Origin of the sequence: Thioalkalivibrio thiocyanodenitrificans ARhD 1 (assembly GCF_000378965.1) — a bacterium.
Taxonomy (GTDB): Bacteria; Pseudomonadota; Gammaproteobacteria; order Ectothiorhodospirales; family Ectothiorhodospiraceae; genus Thioalkalivibrio_A; species Thioalkalivibrio_A thiocyanodenitrificans.
The window spans coordinates 2,129,088-2,148,293 of sequence record NZ_KB900536.1 but is presented as its reverse complement, the minus strand read 5'-3'; the positions used below and the strand labels follow the sequence as shown (position 1 = coordinate 2,148,293).

The following is a 19,206-nucleotide window of genomic DNA, read 5'->3' as shown; positions in this document are numbered from 1 at the left end:
TTCCATTTCCGTTGTCCCGGGTCAGGTTCCCATGTACGACAAGAAGAACATCTTCGTGGTCGGCATCGATGACTTTCATCTCGCCCAGTTGCGCACACTTCCCGGGGCCGATGACTATGTATTCCATGCCCTGTTCACGCACCAGGAACTCAAGTGCTGCGACCGGTTTCCGGTCGAGCGGTTGCTGGATGAGGGCGCGGAGCAGCTCAGGCGCTTTCCGGGCCGCGTGGATGCCGTCGTCGGTTACTGGGATTTTCCCGTCAGCACCGTCCTTCCCATCCTGCGCCGGGAGGCGAACCTTCCCGGACCCACGCTGGAGGGTGTGCTCAAATGCGAGCACAAGTACTGGAGCCGCCTGGAGCAGGCGCGGGTGGTGCCCGGCCACATTCCGGCCTTCTGTGCCGTGGATCCCTTCGCGCCGGAGCCCCTGTCCCGGGTGACGCTGGATTTCCCCTTCTGGATCAAACCGGTGAAGGCGGTGCTTTCCTACCTGGGCTTTCGCGTCGATGATGCCGCCGCATTCCGTCACGCGATCAACCGCATCCGCGAGGGAATCCATCGCTTCGGAGAGCCGTTCAACCATGTGCTCGGCTTTGCGTCGCTGCCGCCTGAAGTGGCGGGCGTGGACGGCAATCACTGCATCGCCGAGTCGCTGATCTCCGCCGGCCGCCAGTGCACGCTGGAGGGCTACTCCTTTCATGGACGCGTCCGGATCTACGGCGTGGTCGATTCAATGCGCGAGGGCGCCGCGGGATCCTCGTTCTCTCGCTACCAGTACCCATCGACGCTGCCGGAGCCGGTTCAGGCGCGCATGGCCGATATCGCCGCACGGGTGATCCGGCAGATCGGCTATGACGATGCGCCCTTCAACGTGGAGTTCTACTGGGAAGAGGATACCGATGCCATCTGGCTTCTGGAGATCAACACGCGTATCTCCAAGTCGCATGCAGCGCTGTTCCGCATGGTGGACGGATGCTATCACCACCAGGTGATGATCCACCTGGGGCTCGGGCACGAGCCGGTCATGCCCCACCGGGAGGGCCCCTACGCCTGCGCCGCCAAGTTCATGGTGCGCCGCCATGAGGACGCCCGCGTGGTGCGGACGCCGACCCGGGCGGAGATCGATGCCATCGAGGCGGAGAACCCCGGGGTGGTGATACAGGTGGACGTGACGGAGGGCATGCGGCTTTCCCAGCTTCGCTACCAGGACAGCTATACCTTTGAAGTGGCCACGGTGTTCGTGGGTGCCCGCACCGCCGCCGAACTGGAGCACAAGTATGAACGCGTCATGGCGCGGCTGCCGCTGGAATACGAATCGTTGCAGGGAGTGCCGGCATGACCATGAAGAGCGTGACGGACCTGCCCGAACCGGTGCGCGTGGAGGAGAATCTCTGGATCCCTCTGTCCGATGGTGTCCGCCTTGCGGCCCGGCTGTGGCGGCCACAAGGCGCGGATGGGCATCCTGTGCCCGCGATCCTGGAATACATTCCCTATCGCAAGCGCGACTCCACCCGGACCCGGGATGATGTCATGCACCATTACTTCGCCGGCCACGGATACGCCTGCCTGCGCGTCGACCTGCGCGGCAGCGGCGATTCCGAGGGCGTGCTGGAGGACGAGTATCTGCAGCGGGAACTGGATGACGGGGTGGCGGTGATCCGCTGGATCAGCGAACAGCCCTGGTGCAATGGCGACGTGGGCATGATCGGCATCTCCTGGGGCGGGTTCAACGGACTGCAGATCGCCGCCCTGCGGCCGCCGCAGCTCAAGGCCGTGGTGAGCGTGTGTTCCACAGACGACCGCTACGCCGATGATGTGCACCACATGGGCGGCTGTCTGCTGGGCGATAACCTCTCATGGGCCTCCACCATGTTCGCCTACAACTCCCTGCCGCCGGACCCGGAGGTGGTGGGAACAGAATGGCGCGAGACGTGGTTCCAGCGCCTGGAGGGCAGCGGCCTGTGGCTTGAGAAGTGGCTGCGCCATCAGCGCCGCGACGACTACTGGAAACACGGCTCCATCTGCGAGGACTGGTCGGCCGTGCAATGTCCGGTCATGGCGGTCAGCGGCTGGGCCGACGGTTACTCCAACGCGGTGTTCCGCCTGCTGGCCCATCTGCGGGTGCCCCGTCTGGGACTGATCGGGCCCTGGAGCCACAAGTATCCCCACCAGGGCGTGCCGGGGCCGGCCATCGGGTTCCTGCAGGAATGCCTGCGCTGGTGGGACCGCTGGCTGAAGGGTCGGGATACCGGGATCATGGACGAACCCATGTTGCGCGCCTGGATGCAGGATAGTGTGCCCCCGACCACCTACTACCATGAACGGCCCGGCCGCTGGGTGGGCGAACCCCGATGGCCGTCGTCGAACGTGGCGCAGCAGGCCCTGACTCTGGCCTGGCCCGGGACGCTGGAGCCGCCGTCCACACAGGTGCCGGAAGGGGAGATGGCCGTACAGTCCCCCCTGAGCGTGGGCCTGTTCGCGGGCAAATGGTGTTCCTATGCTGCCACCCCGGATCTGCCCCACGACCAGCGTGAGGAAGATGGCGGCGCGCTTGTGTTCACCGGCGCACCCCTGGAATCGCCCTTGGAGATCCTGGGGGCCGCCGCAGTGGAGTTGCAGTTGAGCGTGGACCGTCCCGTGGCGATGGTGGCCGTGCGGCTGTCTGATGTGGCGCCGGATGACAAGGCCACCCGCATCACCTACGGCCTGCTCAACCTCACCCATCGCGACAGCTCCGAGTCGCCACAGCCGCTGGAGCCGGGCGGCACCTACCGGGTGCGGGTCAAGCTCAATGATGTGGCACAGACGTTTCCCGCCGGTCACCGCGTGCGCCTGTCTGTTTCCACGTCCTACTGGCCCCTGGCCTGGCCCGCCCCGCAACCCGCGCGCCTGCGTATCCTCATGGGTGCCAGCCGCCTCCTGCTCCCCGTTCGCAAGCGCCGCGATGAGGATGATGCCCGCATCGGCTTCCCCGAGCCGGAAGGCGGATCCCTGTCCACCGAGATCCGCCAGCTCACGCCCCAGCACCACAACTGGCGGGTGATCCGCGATCTTGCGGAAGACCGGTCGACGCTGGAGGTCATCAACGATCACGGTACCGTGCTGCTGGAGTCCCTCGGCCTGGAGATGCAGCGCAAGGCCCTGGAGTGGTACAGCTACCGCAGTGACGACTTCAACTCCGTGCGGGGTGAAACCCTGTGGGAACGCGGGTTCCGGCGCGGCGACTGGCAGGTGCGCACGGTCACGCGCACCGTGCTGACCTCGACGCCCACGGAATTTCTGCTCCATGCGCAGCTCGATGCCTATGAGGGGCAGCGACGGGTGTTCTCCCGCAACTGGGACGTGTCCATTCCGAGGGACCTGGTCTAGCCCGGACATTGCACCAGGGCGGCCGGCCGTTCGGGGTCTACCACGCGTGACGACCGCGACGCAGGCGCTTGTACCGGCGGATCATGATGATGGCGTTGCGCACCGTGGCGAGGTCGATGCGCTCGACCGCAAGGCCGACGGTGAGCGTGATGCCGTCGGGCGTGTCGTCACCCACGTCGATGAAATTGGCGGATGCGTCCGCCTGATCCGTGCCGCGTGAAGCCCCGAGGGCGCGGAGCGTGGCGTTCCAGGTGACCTGACGTCCCTCGAAAGGACCCTTGAAGCGCAATCGCAGGACCTCGCCGTCCGGCGGATCCCTGAGTTCCGCCTCGTCGAGGACGCTGCCGGCAGGGGATGGGTTCCTGCGACTGGGCACGGTATGGCGGCACCGTCGGCTGGGGTGTGCCCCGCAAGTGTAAATGGAATCCCGGTCAAGTATCATGCTTCCTCCCCGTTTTCATGGATACTTCGAAGCCGTGCCTGCGGCCCACGCATCCGCGGGTGCGCTTTTATTGCGTGATTCAGTGAGTTGCCGTGATGCGGCCCCGGCGCGCCAGGGGGGTGGTTGATCTCGCGCATGCCTTCGGCCGCCCCGCTCGTGCAGAATCAGGCATCCTGACGACTTTTCGTGATTCCTGTCCTGAACATCTTGAATATGAGGAACCGGCATGAAGTACAAGTCCCTAGATGAGTTTTTGGCCTACGTGGCGGAGCGCAACCCCGGGGAACAGGAGTTCCATCAGGCGGTTGCGAAAGTGATGAACAGCCTCTGGCCCTATATCCAGGAGCATCCGAGGTATGCCGAGCATGGCCTGCTCGATCGGCTGGTGGAGCCCGAGCGCATCATCGTGTTTCGCGTCTCGTGGGTCAACGACCAGGGCGAGGTGGAGGTCAATCGCGGGTACCGCGTGCAGCACAGTTCGGCGATCGGCCCCTACAAGGGCGGATTGCGCTTTCACCCGTCCGTGAATCTCTCCATTCTCAAGTTCCTCGCCTTCGAGCAGACGCTGAAGAATGCGCTCACCACGCTGCCCATGGGGGGCGCCAAGGGCGGTTCGGATTTCGACCCCAAGGGCAAGAGCCCCGGTGAGATGATGCGCTTCTGTCAGGCCTTCATCACGGAGTTGTACCGTCATGTGGGCTCCGATACCGATGTGCCCGCCGGCGACATCGGCGTGGGCGCGCGTGAGGTGGGTTTCCTGACGGGCATGCTGAAGAAACTCACCAATCGTGCCGATTGCGTGTTCACCGGCAAGGGCCTGAGTTTCGGAGGGTCGCTGATCCGGCCCGAGGCCACCGGTTACGGCACGGTGTACTTCGCCGAGGAGATGCTCCGCCATGCCGGGCGAAGCCTGGAAGGCCTGCGGGTATCGGTGTCCGGTTCCGGCAATGTGGCCCAGTACGCGGTGGAGAAGGCCATGGCGCTGGGGGCGACGGTGGTGACGGTGTCCGATTCCAGCGGCATGGTCGTCGACGAGGCCGGTTTCACCCGCGAGAAGCTCGCGGAACTCATGGAGGTGAAGAACCACCTCTATGGCCGGGTCAGCGATTACGCCGAGCGTGTCGGAGTGGAGTTCCATGCGGGCATGCGCCCCTGGCATGTCCCCGCGGACGTGGCCCTGCCGTGCGCGACGCAGAACGAGCTCGATGGTGAGGACGCGGCGGCGCTGGTTAGGAACGGCGTGCTTTGTGTGTCCGAAGGCGCCAATATGCCGACCACCAATGAGGCGGTGAAACTGTTCGAGGAGAACGGCGTGCTGTATGCGCCCAGCAAGGCTTGCAATGCCGGCGGCGTGGCGACCTCCGGACTGGAGATGAGCCAGAACGCGATGCGTCTGTCGTGGCCGCGTGAAGAGGTGGACGGACGCCTGCGCGACATCATGCGCGGCATCCACGATGCCTGCCTGACACACGGCACCCACGCTGACGGCCGTGTCAGTTACGTGGACGGGGCCAATGTGGCCGGCTTCGTCAAGGTGGCCGAAGCGATGCTCGCCCAGGGTGTCGTCTGATCCATCCCCGCGTGACGGGACCCGCTAGCAGGCGGTTGAAAAAGTCTCCGGTGGATGCCAGGCAAGGCGGAAAGCGGCGAAAAAGCGCAGTGTACATGCGAGTACATGAGCATTTTGAGCCGCTTTCCAACGCAGCATGGCGCCGCCCGAGGGTTTTTCAACCGCCTGCTAGGGCCGCGGGGCGGCCGTGATATGACACGGCCGCCCCGCGCAATCCGGGCTCCGCATGGAACCCCCGGCCCGCACCCCCTGTCACCGCTTGCCGCAACAGGTGGATCGGCTGCGGGATATGCCGGCTAGCTGCGAGGGTCGTCCTCGGGGTTGACGTACTCGAGCCCCCAGGGCCCCGTCCCGTGAAGCTGGATGATTGTTTCCTCCTCGGTGTATCCGAACATGGGGGTGCCCGGTGGCATGATCGCAACGCCCCCGGCGGGCAGGGCCGTGGTCTGGTTGCGGTCGAACGTGTCGCCATGCGCGAAGTGGAATGTGCCGGACAATACGGTCACCCGTTCATACGCCGGGTGCGCATGGGGGTCGACACGGTAGTTCGCCGGAAGCTTGAGTCGGAACGTGAACGGTTCCTCGGTTCCCAGGTTTCCCTCGATCACGGCGATGCGTGCTCCAGGGGCCATGGACGCTACCGCCGACCACTGCAATTCCGACGGTTCCATGAGCAAGGGACCGTCCCCCTGGTACGGGGTCCCGGCCCAGGCGGCACCCGAGGCGCCCAGCGTCAGTGCGGTCACAGCCAGAACGATACCTGTCTTGTTCATCAGTCTACCCTCCTCGTTGTTTCTGTTCTGAGATCCGGACACCAGGTGTGTCCGGTGCCCCAAGGACGCGTTCGGTCGAGATGGAGTTCCCGGGCATCGGAAATTTCTTCCGCGACGCACCCCTGACCTGTTCCGTGCTCGGCTGCGGGAACCTTTTTTCCTTCTGCCGCGTCCTTGCGTTGAATCCGTCGTGCGGGCAACCCCTGTGACATATTTGCAATGCCGGCAATTTGGATCCGACCTCGGGGATGGCTCATGATGGGCAAAGCCATGTACTTCACCGGCGGGCAGGATGCCGGCTGCGCGGACGGCGCGAACGGGCCATCCCTGGGATGCGGTGCGGGGGGTGTGATGCCAGATTCAGGCTCAAGCGAGCGAGGCAGCGGCAGCGGGCAGGCGCGGCGGGCGCTGTTCGAGCAGGAGGTCGCGCGACTCATGGACCGTCTCTACGGCACGGCCCTGCGCCTGACCGGCAACCCCGATGATGCGGAAGACGTGGTCGCGGAAGCGGTCGGCAAGGCGTGGTCCGGACTCGATGATCTGCGCGATGTCCAGTGCATGGAAGGATGGCTCTTCCGGATACTGAACAACACGTTCGTCAGTGCCTGGCGCCGGCAGCGCACAAAGCTGGAGAACGAACAGGGTGTGCCGGACGACTCCGAGGCGGAAGATTTCTCCCTGTTCCGGAAACTGCATCAACCCTTCCTTCTCTGGTGGGGTACGCCGGAGCAGGAGTTTCTCAATGACGTTCTCAAGGAGGACCTGCAGCGGGCACTGGATGGCCTGCCGGATGTCTTCCGCATGGTCATCGTACTGGTGGAGGTGCAGGGCTATACCTACGAGGAGGTCTCGAACCTGCTCGAGATACCGATCGGCACCGTGCGCTCCCGTCTGAGTCGGGCGCGCACGCTGTTGCAGAAGGCGCTCTGGAGCCAGGCCGCCGAGGCCGGCATCGTGCAGGGCGCCGCCCAGCCTGACGGAGGCGCCGGGGATACGCCATGATTGACGACAAGCTCAGCTGTGAAGAGGTGATCGAACAGCTGTTCACCTACCTGGACCGGGAACTGGAGAGCGGGCGAAGCGCCGCTATAGACCAGCACCTGAAGCGATGCCGCGACTGCTTCAGCCGCGTCGAGTTCGAGAGGAAGCTGCGCGCAAAGATCAGGGATTCGGCGAAGGTGGAGGCACCGGACCGGTTGCAGCGAAGGATCAGGGGGCTGCTCGACCGGTTCTGAGCGGTCGGCGGCCATATTCTTTTCGACGCCAGAAGGGAGACGCTTGTATGGTTGCAATACTGGGTTACACGCGCGAGCAGATCTTCACGGCGGTCAAGGGCATGTATACCGCCGTGGCTGATGCCCCCTCGTCGCATTTTCACTTCCCCGTCGGTGCGGGGGCCTGTCGAACCCTCGGATACCCCGATGAACAGATCGACGCACTGCCGGAAGCCATCCGGGAATCCTTTGCGGGCGTGGGCTATCCCTTCCGTGCCGGGGCAGTTCGCCGGGGCGACACCGTGCTCGATATCGGTGCCGGTGCCGGGAATGACGCCCTGATCGCCAGCGGCCTCGCCGGCCCCGATGGGCATGTCATCGCCCTGGACCTGACGCCGGCGATGACGCGCAAGCTCAAGCGTGTGGCAGCGGAATCGGGCCACCGTAACGTCAGTGTCGTGCAGGGTTCCGCGGAGCAGCTTCCCTTCGCCGACGGCAGCGTTGACAGCATCACCAGCAACGGCGCGCTCAACCTCGTGCCCGACAAGCGGAGGGCCGTCAACGAGATGTGCCGCGTCCTTCGTCCGGACGGCCGTGTGCAGATCGCGGATGTGGTCATCAGACGGCCGGTCACCGTGGACTGCCACGAGGATCCCAGACTGTGGGTGGAGTGCGTCGTCGGCGCGACGGTGGAGGAGGATTTTCTCACCCTGTTCAGGGACGCGGGCTTCGAGGACGTCGAAGTCCTGCGCGAAGTGGATTACTTTTCCCACAGCCCCAGTACCCAGACGCGAGAAGTGGCCGCCAGTTTCGACGCGCGATCCGTCGAGGTGGGCATGCGCCGGGGAAGCCGGACGCCGTCGAGAGTGGCGCAGTGGCTGAAACGCCTCAATCCCGTGCGTCTGGTGAAGTCCATGTGGCGCCGGGGTTTCACGGGTACGGTCAGTCTCGTGGCGGCGGTGCTCGCCTGCTACGGAACGCTGGCAGCCGTGGCCCTGTTGACAATGATGGGCGTTGGTCTGGCGCTGAACGAAGGGTTGTGGGCAGGGACGATCGCGCTGTTCGCCGTGCTGGCCGCTGCCGCCATCGCGGCCGGATTCCGGCGCCACCGCGGGTACGGCCCTGCCGTGCTGGCTGTGGCGGGTGCCGGTGTGATCCTCTATGCATTGTTCGTCGACTACAGCATGATCGTCGAACTTTCGGGGTTCATCCTGCTCGCCGGCGCTGCGTTCTGGGACATCCGACTGCGACGTGGTGAGGAGGCCCGGGTACTCGGGCTGGAGTCATCCGGTTGAGCGCCGTGGTTCCGGGGGTGTGGCGGCGCAGCCGGTTCCCATGAGGGCGCCCGGTGTCAGCGCATTGCATGATAGAGACGCCGCAGCATCCGGTGCAACGCAGGGTGACGGTGCAGATCGCTATTGACGGACGTGTATTCGGGGCTGTGCAGCGGCACGTCCGGTCCCGACGGCAACGGTTTGTCGATGGCCCTTAATGCCTCCTCCATGGCGGGGCGGATCAGTATCCGCCGCTGCTCCGTGCGTTCATTGCCGTTCAGCCCGTATCGAGGGAGCCGTGGATTGGTGTTGATCTCGTAGGTCTGGACGGTGCCGTCCACCAGCCCGTAGTCGATGCGCCCGTAGTCGATGCCGGCGATTCGAAAGATCCGTGCAAGAGCGTCCCTGTGGGGATTCGTCCGGATGTACTCGATCTCCTCCCGTGCCGTCCCGGCATCGTGGAAGTTGTTGGCCCATTTCACGTCCCAGTGTTCGCTGCAGTGCATGTGCTGGGGAATGATGTGTCCGTCGATGTTCATTGCGCCGTATTTCCGGTACAGGCCGCGGTCGTCGCGCTGGGCGCAGAACCCCACCGCGATCCGGCGCTTGAGGCCGCGTCCCTCCAGGTGAAGTTCCTCCAGTGCCGCCTCCAGTTCCGACAGGTTCCGCAACAGTCCGGTCTCCGGGCCGCCGCAACCGTCCTCGCTGCGAACGAAGACCGGGAACGCGTCCGGGCGCTCCCCGGCGTCGAGCCGCGTGACATCGAAGCGGTTCAGGTCTTCGCGCCGCAGGCGCGCGAGCAGGGGGACCCTTTCCAGCACCTTTCGGGGATCGTTGAGAATGCGCACCTGGGGCGCCCGCGCCCGCAGGTCATCGGAAAGGCGCGCCAGGACCTCGATCGCGGCCGGGTCCAGCCGGTCGAAATCGGTGAAGATGTAGTGCCCCACGGGCGTGCGCCCCCGGGCGAACAGCCGTTCGTAGGAGAGAATACGGACGCAGTCGAATCCCCTCGTGGAATGACGCAGGAAACCCTGGACGGTGTTGCGGAAGTCTTCGCGCAGGACGATATGGATCATGGGGCTACGGACGGGTTTCCAGCATGTACGCGTTCTGCCTGTCTGGCATGTATGACTGCCCGGTCAAGTCCCCAAGCAGGCCGTGCCCGCAGGTTACCATCCTCATTGTCACGATCCTGGCCGGTAATGACAATGGCCGGTTCGGGAAAGAGGCAGGGTTCGCACCCGGGTGCCGGCATATGTCGCCGAGAAAAGGGGTGGTGCGCGCATGCGGAGGCCTCTATGATGACCACCCGGATTCCGGATTTTCCGCAAATAACCTTACGGGTCCCCCGGCACAGGTCTCGTGAGACTGGAAGGAGATACTTGATGAAGGCTGCCAGCCTGTCTGACGTTGAACTGGACAAGATCGCCACTGCTCTCGCCTTCACGCCGACCGCGGCATACTCCGCCCCCCACGACTATCCCCATGCGGCGCCTTTGTTTCAGGCGGCTCCCGGGCTCCGGCGCGAGCAGGTCGAGTCCGAGTTCATGCGTCTGTATATCCACGTGCCTTTCTGCAATTACGCCTGTTCGTTCTGTTGCTACGCAAAAAAGGTGGGTGCCGGCCGGGAACAGATGCAGCGCTATGTCGAGGCGTTGAAGAAAGAGCTGGAGTGGATACCGCAGGGTACGCCGTTGAGCCAGTTCTTCATGGGGGGCGGTACGCCGACCGCGTTGCCGCCGGATCTGCTCGATGATCTGCTGGCCGCGATAGCCGACCGCATGCCCTATCACGGTACGGGTGTGCACACGGTCGAGGCATCTCCTGAATCGGTGACGGATGAACATCTGGAGGTGCTGCGCCGACATGGCGTGGGTCGGGTCAGCATGGGCATCCAGAGCCTGGAGGACAATGTCCTGGCATCGGTGCGGCGCGATCACGGGCCGGATCTGGCGCTGGCCTCCTGCCGCCGGATCATCGATGCGGGCATGATCCTGAACATCGACCTCATGTACGGCCTGCCCGGCCAGGACGAGGCGGTCTTTCGCAGGGACTTCGAGCGGGTGGCCGGGGCGGGGGTGCACGCCGTGACGGCGTACAACCTGCGGCTGAACGAACGCACGCCGGTGTCACGCACGCTGCTGCCCGGCGAGCGCTTCGATATCGCAGGGCTGATGCGCTGGCGGGCCTTCATCCGGGATACCGCCGCGGAGTTCGGCTTCACGCAGACGCGATGGCATACCTTCAAGCGCCTGGACACCATTGCGGCGCGCCACCAGTGGCTGCCCACGTCCGGCGCCGACATGAAGGGCCATCAGTTCGGCATCGGCATGAGCGCGCGCTCCTCCCTGGGGCACAGCGTCTACCGAAACCATCGCGCACTCGATACCTATGTGGCACGCATCGAGGCCGGAGAGAGCCCGGTGGAAGAGGTGATTCATCTCGGTGACGAGGATCTCAAGACGCAGTTCATCGCCCGAAGCCTGGGGGATGGGAAGCCCCTGTCCCTGGCGCGGTACGAGTCGGTCTTCGGGAATCCGATGGAATCGGACCATGGGGAGACCGTCGCGCGTCTGGTGGAAGGCGGGCTGATTGAACGTGACGGCGAAGAAATGAAACTGACCGAGACCGGCAAGCTGCTCTATGACCTGGTGACGCTCTCCTTTTACCCGCCGCAGGCCAAGGAATGGCTTCTCAGGCGACTGGAGTCCTTCCAAGTGGGCGGGTTGCGCATTCAGTGACTGCAGCATCGCCCGGGGTGCCGTTGACGATGCCGACCAGCCGCTCGAGGAACAGGCGGCTGCCCTGCGCTCCCTGGAGATTGACCTCGATACGCGTCGCCTGACCGCCGTTCAGCAGCCTGCGGATGGCCGCGGCCGCATTTCCGGCGTCGAAATCATCCGGCAGCAGCATTTCCGACAGACCCCGTGCATGCATCAGGCACGCGCGCCGCACCTGATCGGACATCCCGGTGTTGGGGACGAGCAGGGCCGGTGTCGCCGTGCGCATCAGATTTGCGCAGGTGTTGTAGCCGGCGCAACTGATGGAAAGTCCCGCGCACTCGAGCCAGGACAGGTAATCAGGACTGAAGGGGCGGAGCAGGATGGATTCGTCGTGCCGGACAGCTTCCTCCAGGGCCGTGCCGGCGCCCGTCAGGCCGCCGAACATGACCAGTTTCCATCCGGCGATACCCGCGCGTTCCCGGATGTCCCGCCAGTGAGCGGCGAGTCGTGTGAGCAGCGCGGCCAGGTCGTTGCCGCCACCGATGCTCGCGATGGCAAAGGGCCCGTCAATGGGCGGCGGAGCGCAGTCCCCATCTGAGATTTCCACGTCCTCACCCGGGCACTGGCAGACCATGCCGGTATGACAGACCGGGATGCGGATACTGCCGAAGGCCCCAAAGGCATCATCCAGGCGGCAGAGGTTCTCATCCCCGTGCACCATGAGGGCGTCGAATTGTCCGTGCAGGCGCGTGAGGACGGTGTCCGCGTATGTTGCCGGCGTGCACTGCTCGTGCCGGGTCTGCAACGGGATGTCGCGCACGGAACAGACCCGTTTCACGGCCGGATTGTGCTCCAGGGCGTGGCGCAGGAGGAATTCGATTTCACCGCCCAGTTCCCATTTGCTGAACGGGTAGTGCTCGACGATCACGATATCGGGCCGGATCCCGTCGATCGTCTGAGCGATCCGCTGTCGGCGCTCATGCCAGATGCCGGCCGGATCGGCGCCGTGGTCGACAGGCACCAGCATGGACCCGCTTCTGCGAAGGCCGGGCAGCGGCAGCAGGCGGACCCGGCCACCGTGGGCGGTAGGCACCGGAATCCCCCCCTGCGTCAACCACACGTCATGGTGTGCGGCCAGGTGCCGGGCGATGGCCAGGCTGCGCATGAAATGGCCGACGCCGCTGAGGTGCTGGACATGAAACAGGATGCGCAATCGGCCGCTCCGCATGGTCGTCCCGTCACGGTCCGAGCAGTTCGATGATCTGTTCCTTCAGGGGGCTGTAGCGCACATGGCTCATCTCGATCGCTTCGCGCAGCAGCTGCCTGCCATTTCTGAACTTGTCGTGCTCCTGTTCGAAACGGATGACGGTATTGTCCGCCTCGTCGCGTATCACGCCCATGGGGTCGCCGCCTTCGGCCACCCGGTGTGCCTGCTCCAGCAGCAGCCTGCGGTAGAGCACGATGCCCTTGTCCGATGACACCAGCAGCTCCCGGGTGCGGTCGGCGATCGGGCCCTGGGTGACCCAGGTCATGATGTCGCCGCCGTCCACGAAATCGACGATGAACTCGCCGTTCTCGTCCTGCCAGGGCACCTGGTAGAGCGGGATCTGCCGCTGCGCAGGGGCGCTGCGGCCCTCCGGGGGGAGGTAACAGGCATACCAGTAGTGGCGGGTGTGGGTGTCGTCCACGGGCACGCGGAACTGGAAGCGGTGCTGATTGCCGGTGCCCACGCGCAGTGCGCAGGGAAAGATCAGCGGATGACCGATCCGCCAGTCGTCGTCGGACTCGTTCCCGCCCTCCACAATGCGCCGTTTGATGATGCCGTGGGGAGAGATGTCGAACCCGATGCGTTCGTGGTGCTTCACGTACTGTTTCGGAGTCGTTTGGCCTTTGGCACCCCGGACGCTCGCGAGGTGATGGCCATGCAGCCATTCCACGTGGGTGGGATCCACGCTGTTCTCCATGATCTGGAGCCAGTTGCATGGCAGCTCCGCCACGCCGATGTCGCGCAGGACGTTGTCGACGACGAGCAGGTCGTAGCGGGGCAGGAGCGGGGCTGGCGTCGGGCCCAGGTAGCCGAAGATCAGCCCGCCCAGCTCTTTCACCGGATAGGCGTGGGTGGCGGCCTTGGCGAGTAATGCCGGTTTGCTCGCGGGCTCGGCCGGCATCTCCAGGCACCGCCCGGCGGGATCGAACTTCCAGCCGTGATAGGGACAGGTGACGCCCTGGGCGTCCACGTGCCCGCAACGCAGGGACACGCCGCGATGGGTGCAGTGTTCGTCAATGAGGCCGAGCACCCCTTCCGTGGTTCGGAACAGGACGAGGTCCTGGGAGAGAAGACGTCGGGCCAGAGCCCGGCCGGGGGGCACCTCGACACTGGCCGCAATGGGAAACCAGTAGCGCCGTAGGAGTTCGCCCATCGGGGTTCCGGCGGAGGTGCGGATGAGCCTTTCTTGCTCCTCAGGGGTCATGATCGATTCTCGCGCCGTCGATGCTCGGCGGTGGGCTCCAGGTCGTTAAGCCCCGGCTATGGAGCACTACCTGCGCGCGAGCCATTCGGGAGTTCGGTTGCTGGCGCTGGGATGCGCTGTGCGGTGCCCAAAAAATCAGCAACCAGTCGCAGCGTGTCCGCATCAATCACCCAGGTTCCGGATCAAGCAGTGGTCCGCAACTCGGCCTGAAGATACAGGGGGAGCCGGCTTGCGACCTGTGAGCCGAACCGCTGGGTGCCAACGATGCGTGAATCCGGGGCGGCGATGTCCGGGGTTCGCCACCCCGCGGACAAGGTGTCATCGATGGCTGCGTGAAGCGCGCGAGCAATGTCCGTGAGGCCGAAACTCTCGTGAAGCATCATTGCCAGGGACAGTATCTGGCCCAGGGGGTTGGCGCGATCGGTGCCGGCAAGATCGTGAGCGGCGCCATGACCGGTCTGGTATACGGCATGTCCCGAGTGATTGAAGTTCATGGAGTAAGACATGCCCCGAGACGCAAGCAACAAGGCCGCGCTGTCTCCGAGAATGTCTCCAAACAGATTGGGGGCCACAACGACGTCGAAGTTTCGTGCGTGGGCCACCATCTGGTAACTGGCGTTATCCACCTCGAGGAGCTTGAGTTTTACACCCGAACCTTCGATGACATGGCGAGCCTGTGTCTCCCAGAGTTTACTGATTGAGGGTGCGCCACCGGGTTTCGTGACGACACACAATTCTCCCTGCCTGGCCTTGGCGAGGGCCAAGGCGGTCTGGAGAATGTCAGTGACCTGTTCAGTGGTGTAACTGAACTGGTGAAGGGCCCGTTGACCACGATCCCAGTCGTCCAGGGAGAATTCCCCCTGATACAGACCGCCGAGATTCTCCCGGACCAGGAGAATGTCGACACCCTCCACGGCCGTGGCGCGCAAAGGCCCCGTGTCGCGTAGCGCGGGTTGGGGTTGTAGTGGAACAAGCTTGCAGTAGAGCGAGAACTCTTTGCGAAGCTCGTACACGAATCGGTCACCACCAGGACCACAGAACAGTGTTCCGCTATCACGGAACACGTTGCTACAGAAATCAATGATCTCCAGCGTGAGTGATTGCCCTGACGCGACAAGGGCCTGCTTGCCGATCAGGCCACCGTGACGATAACGAAAACGCACAGAGGTGTGCGCCTCAATGGTATCCAGCAGCTTCCGACAGACGTCGAACAACTCGGGGCCGATTCCTTCCCCCTCGATCATTCCAATCAAAGGCGAGTAATCGACGGGGTGTGATCCCGCAGCGATGTTCAGGTACCGCGTACTGTCAGGTGTCATGAGCATGTCCATTGGTCTTAAACGGTGCAAATATTCTGTCAGGGTTCACCGGGTAGCCGCGAACCAGGCTCACCCCGCTCGCGACTGCGAGTGTGAAGATCTCCATGCTCGTGTCCTGCCGTATCCGATCCATGAAGTCACAGACGTTGTGCTCATAGGCCTTGTCCTCCCCATAGAACGTGCTCATGCGGCGCGTCGTGCTGTCATGAAACAGCGTGATCGCTTCGCTGCTCAGTTTGGGCAGGAAGGCCTGATAATCGAACCGCGCCTGCTCCGCGGTGTGCAGCCCGTCCACCATGAGCAGGCCGATATCGTCAAGGCCGGCATAGGCATCGGTCTCGACAAATGCCTGAGTGGTGTATCGATGGTGCCTTATATTGGGCGTGCCGAGGCCGGTGAAGTGGCGGGATACAGCCGCGGGTTCAGACCAGAATCCATCGGCCAAGGATGGATCGACGAAGTGAACCTCGCCACCTTCGTCGTTATCAAGCAGTGCCCGAGCGATCACACTGGGCGCGAAGCCTCGGTATGAGCCGATGACGACAGCGCATCGCGGTCTGAGGATTCTCGCGAGTCCATAATAGAGCCAGCCAAGCCCGAGGTTTTGGTCGGCCAGTCGCTGTCCATGCCCCATTCGCAGCATGTCCGGCTGGGAGAAGAGTTGAGAAATGAACTGATCGAGGGATGCGCTGGGATCATTCATCGGATCGGATGCCAATGCGGGCCAAAGGCCATAATCAGGGCACGATTATTTGGGGCAGGGAAGATGGTGTCAAGAAAAGGCCTGTGCAGGCGTCCTTGGGCCGGGTTTCCGTCAAGCTTCAAGTGAAATGATGGGTTTGGTTTGCGGGCCCGGCCTCCACATCGGCGGGTCGGCGGAGCGCAAGGATCCCGGGAATTTCCTGCCAGTGCGTTACCGGGGTTCAAGCATCACACTCGGCGCGCGACGACTTCCGCGCGATGCCTGGCTGCGTGCGTTGCCTGCCCGTGCAGGTAGGGCCCTCCAATGCTTTCGGCGGATTCGGCGGTGTACCCTTCCATCGCGAAGCCCGCCTCGCTCAGGGCTTTGTGCAGGTAATCACGGGTGATGGCGGGTGGTTTCGCCAGAGTGGCAGCCCAGAACCGTTGCGCCGTCTCGGCCAGTTCAGCGGCGGTGTGTTCGTCCCATCCGAGCCGGGCCGCCTTGGACTTCAGCTGGTTGGCCCGATTCAGCATGGTATTTGCGTCCTTGGGCGCGGCCCACTGGGTCTCGGACTCTGTTACCCACGTGGACATCAGGAGTTTGCCGCCGGGACGCAGCAGTCTTGCCCATGCGGACAAGACAAGCTGACGGTCCCGCCCTTGGAAGAAAGGCAGGAACGAATGGGCGACGATGGCGTCGACGGGCGCGGTGCGTGCCTCCCTGATATCGCCTTGCAGGATCTGCAGTTCTATACCCGTTTCACGTGCATAGGCGGCGTTCACGTGGCAGGGGGTCGCGCACTGGTCAACGAAGATGAGGGTCGGATTGCTCGCGGTGTCCGAAAACGCCTCGGCGACCAGCGCCAGTAAGCCGCTGTCCGCGCCGCCTGAAATCAGGATCCGCGCTTCGGGAAGGCGTGCGAACTCAGCGAGTTCCCTGTGAAAGAACTTGACGCCGGCCGGCGGCGCGCCGTCCAGTTCGAGCAACCGTACGATGCTCCAGCAGCGATGGTAGTCCACGCAGCCATGTGCAGGATCACATGTTTGTGGTGCAGTCTCCCAGCTGAGAAGGGACAGGGTCTCCAAGGGCTCGGAACTGCTCTTGATAATCGGGTGTTTCATTGGTGTGAGCTTCGGACACATGTCAGGGGTTGTGGTGTTTGTTGGCGAAACGCTCGCCTCAGTCTTCGGCGTACACGGCTTGTGGGCGGGTGTAGAACTGACGATCCCAGACGCCATGCTCCGGGGGGCCGAACTGGGAGGCCTTCCAGCCCCCAAAAGGCGCTTCGGGGTGGATGGCGAGCGGGCCTGTCCCAAAGCGCAGGATTCCAGCCTGCGCCTCCCCGAGGAAGCGTGTTCGGGCGTCGGGTCTCTCGCTCACAAGCCCGGCCACAAGACCATGAGCGACGCCATTGCATAAGGCCAGTGCATGTTCCAGGTCATCCGCGATCTGAATGACGGCGATGGGACCAAAGCTCTCCTCCTGGACGATTCTCGACGTATTGTCGGCACAGTACAGGAGCGTGGGAGCGTACCAGGCGCCGTGTTGCCACCCGTTGGGCCGCGCACCACCACAGATCAGGCGAGCCCCGTCTGAGATCGCCTGTCGGACCTTCTGGTCGATGGCTTCAAGCTGCTCGGCATCGATCAATGGCCCAATGACCGTGGCGGAATCTCGGGGATCGCCCAGGGGCAGTGATTCCGTCGCCCGTTTCATTTCGCGTTCGAAGGTCTCGGCAACGGACCGCTCCACGATGAAGCGGCGAATGGCCGTACAGCGTTGCCCGGAGTAGCTGAAGGCCGCCAGCGCAAGGTCCGGGGCTATCCCTTCTATGTCGGCGTCCGCCAGAACGATCAGCGCGTTGTTACCCCCCAGCTCCGCCTGGAGCGCCTTTCCGCCCGCGGCGCACATGGCGGCAACACTTCGACCACTGCTGACGGACCCGGTTAAGGAGACCGCGCGGACAGGCTCGGCGGTTACGATCAGGCGCGCAGTCTCCGGGCCACCGTGAACGAGCTGCAGCGCCTGCTTCGGAAGTCCGGCACGCTGATAACTGTTCATCAGGCTCTCGGCCACAGCCGCGGCCCGAGGGGAAGGTTTCCAGACCACTGCATTACCGAACGCCAGCGCAGCCGACGCCTTGGCAAGCGGGATGGCCAGCGGATTGTTCCATGGGGTGAGCAGGGCGATGACACCCAGCGGGCGGTGTCGGACGTTGATGCCGGGCCATCCGGGGCCGGACTCGGTTGCCAGGGTGATGGCCGCCCGCAGATGCTCCACGGCCCGTTCAAACTCTTCCTGTGAGTTCAACAGCGGCTTCTGCACTTCTTGAGTGATCAGGTCGATGAAGTACTCGCGCTCGTGTTGAATCTGTCTCAGCCATGCGTCGAGTTTGTCGGGCCAGTCGTGTTGAGAAGCTTCGTCGAGCACGTAGGCCGCGGCTTCTCTGATGGCCGCTTCAACATCGGCCGCGGAGTCGTGGTCATTACTCGATCCGAAGATTTGATCCATGGGACGGAAGCACGCGCAGCGCCCCTCCATCCATTGGCGGCTGGCTTCGGAGTGAATGGGATCGGGGCTGGCGACCGCATCGGAGACCACGAGGGTTTCGTACCCCCTTGAATAGGCGTCCAGAGCGGTTGCCCGGATGCATCCGTGGGTATACAGGCCGCTTAGCAGTAGCGTGTGGACATTCAGCGCTTTAAGCGTTGAGTCCAGGTCCGGATTGTCGAACCCGCTATAGAAGCGCTTTGTAATCACGGTTTCGCCCGGTCGGGGTTCCAGGGCCTCGGGCGTGCCGGCGCCCGCGCTTCCCCGGCGACAGAGAGGCGCGTCCCACGCGCGCCAATGGGGCATGGCGTCGTGACCATCCTCGGAGACGACGGTGTGGACATGTATGACCGGAATGCGCCGGGCCCGCGCCAGCGCCAGAACCCGGGCATTGGCCGCGATGACCTCTTCAGCCATGGGGAGCAGATCAGGGCGTCCCAGAAAATCCTGCTGCAAATCGATTAACAGTAGTGCGGCTTTCATGGCTTGAAGGCTTGCGCGCCAGGTTCCTTTTGCACCGGATTGGGTTGGCGTAAAAAGAGCGTCCTGGGCGGCATATCGGTTGCGGGCCGTCAGGGCGCTGGCGCCAGGCGAGTGACCCGTGCATGTGGTTGTTGCGTACGGGTGACCGTAGGGCTTAGGAGTATGCCCGCGCGACGCCGGTATGGGAAGCGGGCCATGTGCCTGAATCCGAAGCGCGCCCGACTATGGCAGAATGGCACCTGTTGCGGATAAAGGTTGCGGCGTCTGTGGGCCATGGGGTATGCCGTGGAGGGGGTGACTTTGTCACCTTGGCCGCATAAGCCGTCTCTCCTGCCG

16 protein-coding genes are annotated in these 19,206 nt (G+C 64.0%); 7 read left to right on the top strand and 9 right to left on the bottom strand.

Features of this window, described 5'->3' with window-relative positions:
• Nucleotides 1-31: 31 nt before the first annotated feature.
• The gene (locus THITHI_RS0110110; protein ID WP_018232975.1) at nt 32-1,339 is read left to right on the top strand and encodes an ATP-grasp domain-containing protein; all 1,308 of its coding nucleotides are present in this window, start codon (nt 32-34) and stop codon (nt 1,337-1,339) included.
• A 2-nt stretch (nt 1,340-1,341) separates the two neighbouring features.
• A complete protein-coding gene (locus tag THITHI_RS0110105; protein ID WP_026186244.1) occupies nt 1,342-3,369 on the top strand; it encodes a CocE/NonD family hydrolase in 2,028 nt (675 codons plus the stop codon).
• A 37-nt stretch (nt 3,370-3,406) separates the two neighbouring features.
• Here THITHI_RS0110105 and THITHI_RS0110100 read toward each other — a convergent pair whose 3' ends face one another.
• Entirely contained in the window at nt 3,407-3,745 is a 339-nt protein-coding gene (locus THITHI_RS0110100; RefSeq protein ID WP_026186243.1) for a hypothetical protein, read from the bottom strand.
• A gap of 292 nt (nt 3,746-4,037) precedes the next feature.
• Here THITHI_RS0110100 and gdhA point away from each other — a divergent pair, with 292 nt between their 5' ends.
• Nucleotides 4,038-5,381: an NADP-specific glutamate dehydrogenase gene (gdhA, locus tag THITHI_RS0110095; RefSeq protein ID WP_018232972.1), complete on the top strand. Its 1,344-nt coding sequence runs from the start codon at nt 4,038-4,040 to the stop codon at nt 5,379-5,381.
• Nucleotides 5,382-5,677: 296 nt separating this feature from the next.
• Here gdhA and THITHI_RS0110090 read toward each other — a convergent pair whose 3' ends face one another.
• Entirely contained in the window at nt 5,678-6,154 is a 477-nt protein-coding gene (locus THITHI_RS0110090) for a cupin domain-containing protein (RefSeq protein ID WP_018232971.1), read from the bottom strand.
• Nucleotides 6,155-6,409: 255 nt separating this feature from the next.
• Between THITHI_RS0110090 and THITHI_RS18855 the strand changes: the two genes are divergently transcribed.
• The 3 genes from THITHI_RS18855 to THITHI_RS0110075 are packed head-to-tail and all read left to right on the top strand — an operon-like array spanning nt 6,410 to nt 8,663.
• Entirely contained in the window at nt 6,410-7,156 is a 747-nt protein-coding gene (locus THITHI_RS18855) for an RNA polymerase sigma factor (protein ID WP_232199410.1), read from the top strand.
• The gene (locus THITHI_RS0110080; RefSeq protein ID WP_018232969.1) at nt 7,153-7,389 is read left to right on the top strand and encodes an anti-sigma factor family protein; all 237 of its coding nucleotides are present in this window, start codon (nt 7,153-7,155) and stop codon (nt 7,387-7,389) included. Before THITHI_RS18855 ends, THITHI_RS0110080 begins: the two co-directional genes overlap by 4 nt.
• 47 nt (nt 7,390-7,436) lie before the next feature.
• Nucleotides 7,437-8,663, top strand: a complete 1,227-nt coding sequence (locus THITHI_RS0110075) for a MerC family mercury resistance protein (RefSeq protein ID WP_018232968.1) — start codon at nt 7,437-7,439, stop codon at nt 8,661-8,663.
• Between the two features lie 56 nt (nt 8,664-8,719).
• On the opposite strand, the gene THITHI_RS0110070 is transcribed toward THITHI_RS0110075, so the two are convergent.
• Nucleotides 8,720-9,718, bottom strand: a complete 999-nt coding sequence (locus tag THITHI_RS0110070) for an ATP-grasp domain-containing protein (RefSeq protein WP_018232967.1) — start codon at nt 9,716-9,718, stop codon at nt 8,720-8,722.
• A gap of 309 nt (nt 9,719-10,027) precedes the next feature.
• On the opposite strand from THITHI_RS0110070, the gene THITHI_RS0110065 reads away from it, so the two are divergent.
• The gene (locus THITHI_RS0110065; RefSeq protein WP_018232965.1) at nt 10,028-11,383 is read left to right on the top strand and encodes a coproporphyrinogen-III oxidase family protein; all 1,356 of its coding nucleotides are present in this window, start codon (nt 10,028-10,030) and stop codon (nt 11,381-11,383) included.
• On the opposite strand, the gene THITHI_RS0110060 is transcribed toward THITHI_RS0110065, so the two are convergent.
• The 6 genes from THITHI_RS0110060 to THITHI_RS19790 form a co-directional block, all read right to left on the bottom strand.
• Nucleotides 11,337-12,578: a glycosyltransferase family protein gene (locus tag THITHI_RS0110060; RefSeq protein ID WP_018232964.1), complete on the bottom strand. Its 1,242-nt coding sequence runs from the start codon at nt 12,576-12,578 to the stop codon at nt 11,337-11,339. The two genes, THITHI_RS0110065 and THITHI_RS0110060, sit on opposite strands and share 47 nt — an antisense overlap.
• A gap of 25 nt (nt 12,579-12,603) precedes the next feature.
• On the bottom strand, nt 12,604-13,785 hold the full coding sequence (locus tag THITHI_RS0110055; RefSeq protein WP_018232963.1) for an aromatic ring-hydroxylating dioxygenase subunit alpha: 1,182 nt from the start codon (nt 13,783-13,785) through the stop codon (nt 12,604-12,606).
• Between the two features lie 233 nt (nt 13,786-14,018).
• On the bottom strand, nt 14,019-15,167 hold the full coding sequence (locus tag THITHI_RS0110050) for an isocitrate/isopropylmalate family dehydrogenase (RefSeq protein WP_018232962.1): 1,149 nt from the start codon (nt 15,165-15,167) through the stop codon (nt 14,019-14,021).
• Nucleotides 15,145-15,858 (bottom strand): class I SAM-dependent methyltransferase, encoded by a 714-nt coding sequence (locus tag THITHI_RS0110045; protein WP_018232961.1) that lies wholly within the window; start codon nt 15,856-15,858, stop codon nt 15,145-15,147. Before THITHI_RS0110045 ends, THITHI_RS0110050 begins: the two co-directional genes overlap by 23 nt.
• Nucleotides 15,859-16,085: 227 nt before the next feature.
• On the bottom strand, nt 16,086-16,823 hold the full coding sequence (locus tag THITHI_RS0110040) for a methyltransferase domain-containing protein (RefSeq protein WP_018232960.1): 738 nt from the start codon (nt 16,821-16,823) through the stop codon (nt 16,086-16,088).
• 193 nt (nt 16,824-17,016) lie between these two features.
• On the bottom strand, nt 17,017-18,870 hold the full coding sequence (locus THITHI_RS19790) for an aldehyde dehydrogenase family protein (RefSeq protein WP_018232959.1): 1,854 nt from the start codon (nt 18,868-18,870) through the stop codon (nt 17,017-17,019).
• Nucleotides 18,871-19,206 lie beyond the last annotated feature (336 nt).

Bases quoted from the DNA above. Each gene is read 5' to 3' on its own strand.
- THITHI_RS0110075 (WP_018232968.1), top strand. From the start codon at position 7,437: ATGGTTGCAATACTGGGTTACACGCGCGAGCAGATCTTCACGGCGGTC.
- THITHI_RS0110045 (WP_018232961.1), bottom strand. From the start codon at position 15,858: ATGAATGATCCCAGCGCATCCCTCGATCAGTTCATTTCTCAACTCTTC.
- THITHI_RS0110090 (WP_018232971.1), bottom strand. From the start codon at position 6,154: ATGAACAAGACAGGTATCGTTCTGGCTGTGACCGCACTGACGCTGGGC.
- gdhA (WP_018232972.1), top strand. From the start codon at position 4,038: ATGAAGTACAAGTCCCTAGATGAGTTTTTGGCCTACGTGGCGGAGCGC.
- THITHI_RS0110050 (WP_018232962.1), bottom strand. From the start codon at position 15,167: ATGGACATGCTCATGACACCTGACAGTACGCGGTACCTGAACATCGCT.
- THITHI_RS0110070 (WP_018232967.1), bottom strand. From the start codon at position 9,718: ATGATCCATATCGTCCTGCGCGAAGACTTCCGCAACACCGTCCAGGGT.
- THITHI_RS18855 (WP_232199410.1), top strand. From the start codon at position 6,410: ATGATGGGCAAAGCCATGTACTTCACCGGCGGGCAGGATGCCGGCTGC.
- THITHI_RS0110110 (WP_018232975.1), top strand. From the start codon at position 32: ATGTACGACAAGAAGAACATCTTCGTGGTCGGCATCGATGACTTTCAT.
- THITHI_RS0110105 (WP_026186244.1), top strand. From the start codon at position 1,342: ATGAAGAGCGTGACGGACCTGCCCGAACCGGTGCGCGTGGAGGAGAAT.
- THITHI_RS0110080 (WP_018232969.1), top strand. From the start codon at position 7,153: ATGATTGACGACAAGCTCAGCTGTGAAGAGGTGATCGAACAGCTGTTC.
- THITHI_RS19790 (WP_018232959.1), bottom strand. From the start codon at position 18,870: ATGAAAGCCGCACTACTGTTAATCGATTTGCAGCAGGATTTTCTGGGA.
- THITHI_RS0110065 (WP_018232965.1), top strand. From the start codon at position 10,028: ATGAAGGCTGCCAGCCTGTCTGACGTTGAACTGGACAAGATCGCCACT.
- THITHI_RS0110055 (WP_018232963.1), bottom strand. From the start codon at position 13,785: ATGGGCGAACTCCTACGGCGCTACTGGTTTCCCATTGCGGCCAGTGTC.